This is a genomic window from Streptomyces katrae (genome assembly GCF_000966975.1).
GTDB classification, from domain to species: domain Bacteria; phylum Actinomycetota; class Actinomycetes; order Streptomycetales; family Streptomycetaceae; genus Streptomyces; species Streptomyces katrae.
Window position 1 is genome coordinate 1 of the sequence record NZ_JZWV01000762.1, and the last position, 1,740, is coordinate 1,740.

General features: G+C 79.4%; 2 protein-coding genes. Both read right to left on the minus strand.

The features are described from left to right. Positions 1 to 221 precede the first annotated feature (221 nt). On the minus strand, positions 222 to 1,262 hold the full coding sequence (locus VR44_RS26020) for an NAD(P)/FAD-dependent oxidoreductase (RefSeq protein ID WP_045950032.1): 1,041 nt from the start codon (positions 1,260 to 1,262) through the stop codon (positions 222 to 224). Next, complete coding sequence (locus VR44_RS26025; protein WP_063778971.1) at positions 1,259 to 1,738, minus strand: isoprenylcysteine carboxyl methyltransferase family protein; 480 nt, start codon at positions 1,736 to 1,738, stop codon at positions 1,259 to 1,261. Before VR44_RS26025 ends, VR44_RS26020 begins: the two co-directional genes overlap by 4 nt. Positions 1,739 to 1,740: the final 2 nt, after the last annotated feature.

Here is a 1,740-nt window from a genome sequence, read left to right on the forward strand (position 1 = left end):
GGCCGCCGCCGCTCCGGGGACGGGGCCCGCCGGACGGGCGGCGGCCCGCCCCCGCGGGTCCCTTCCGGCCGGCCTGCGGGGGCCGGCCGTACCGCGTGGCGCCGGGTTCGATCGCCGCGGTCGGCACGGACGCGCACACGACAACGAGGCGACCCTCGCCTTCGGCGCACCGCCCCACCCGGGCACGAGGCGGGGGACGGGCACACCCGGACCCGCGCCGCCTACCGCGCCAGCAGGTTCACCGCCCCCGTGAACACCCGCGGCATCCGCGCCGCCAGCGGGACGATGCGGCCCGCCAGCGGCGTCCGCCGGCGGGCCCACAGCAGGGAGGACGTCAGTACGCGGTAGCCGCGCGACAGTTCCCGCCAGGCCCGCTCGTACTCCTGCGGCCGGCCCGCGCGTACGCACCGTACGAGTTCCCCCGCCGCCGACACCGCCAGGGTCAGCCCCTCCCCGGTCAGCGCGTCCACGTACCCCGCCGCGTCCCCCACGAACAGCACCCGCCCCGCCACCCGGGTCCGCGCCCGCTGCCTCAGCGGCCCCGCCCCGCGCACCCCCGCACCCCCGCCGGGCGCCGGCGGCGGCAGCCGGGCCGCCAGCAGCGGGAAGCGGGCCAGCTGCAGGTCGAACGGGGCCTGCTCCGAGGTCAGCACCGCCACCCCGATCCGGTCCGCCGCCAGCGGGGTCACGTACGCCTCCGCGCCCCGCGCCCAGTGCACCTCGACCAGGTCGCTCCACGGCTCCACCGCGTAGTGGCGGCGCAGCCCGTACCGGGCGGCGGCCCGCCCCGCCGCGGCCGGCACCGCCAGGCCCAGCCCGCGCCGCACCGGCGAGTGCAGCCCGTCCGCCGCCACCAGGTACCGGGCCGTCAGACCGGCCGCCCACACCCGCCGTCCGTCCTGGCGGACCTCCCCGACGCGCCGCGCGAGGACCCGTACGCCGAGCCCGGCCGCGCGGTCGGCGAGCGCCGCCTGGAGGTCCGTACGGCGGCACCCGCGCCCGGGGCCGCGGCGGAAGAGCCCCTCCGCGCGCAGGCCCGTCACCCCGTCCACATAGCCGATGCCGTGGAACGGACGGCCCGTCACCGCCACGCCCAGCTCCTCGAACCGCCGGACCGCCCCCGGCATCAGCCCCTCCCCGCAGGCCTTGTCGATCGGTGTGGGCCTCGGCTCCAGGACCACCACCTCCAGGCCGGCCAGCGCCCCGTGGATCGCCGTCGCCAGCCCGGCCGGGCCCCCGCCCGCCACCAGCAGGTCGATCACCGCACCAGGCCCAGCAGCGGATCCGCCGTCCGGGCGTAGGTGAGCGCCGAGTTCTCGCACCGGATCCGCACCCGCAGCACCAGGGCGTTGAGCAGGGTGAAACCGAGCGCCGTCACCCACGCCGTGTGCACCAGCGGCAGCGCCAGCCCCTCCAGCACCACCGCCGCGTAGTTGGGGTGCCGCAGCAGCCGGTACGGCCCCGCCGCCACCAGGGGCAGGCCGGGCACCACGATGACCCTGGTGTTCCAGCGCGGGCCCAGGGACAGGACGCACCACCAGCGCAGCCCCTGAGCCGCCACCGCCACCGCGAGGGCCGGCCAGCCCAGCGCGGGGAGGAAGGGCCGGTGCACGGCCTCCGCAGCGCAGCCCGCGAGCAGGGCGACGTGCAGGCCGACCACGGCCGGGTAGTGGCCGCGCCCGTACTCCCGGCCGCCGCGCGCCAGGCTCCAGGCGGCGTTGCGCCGGGCCGTGGCCAGCT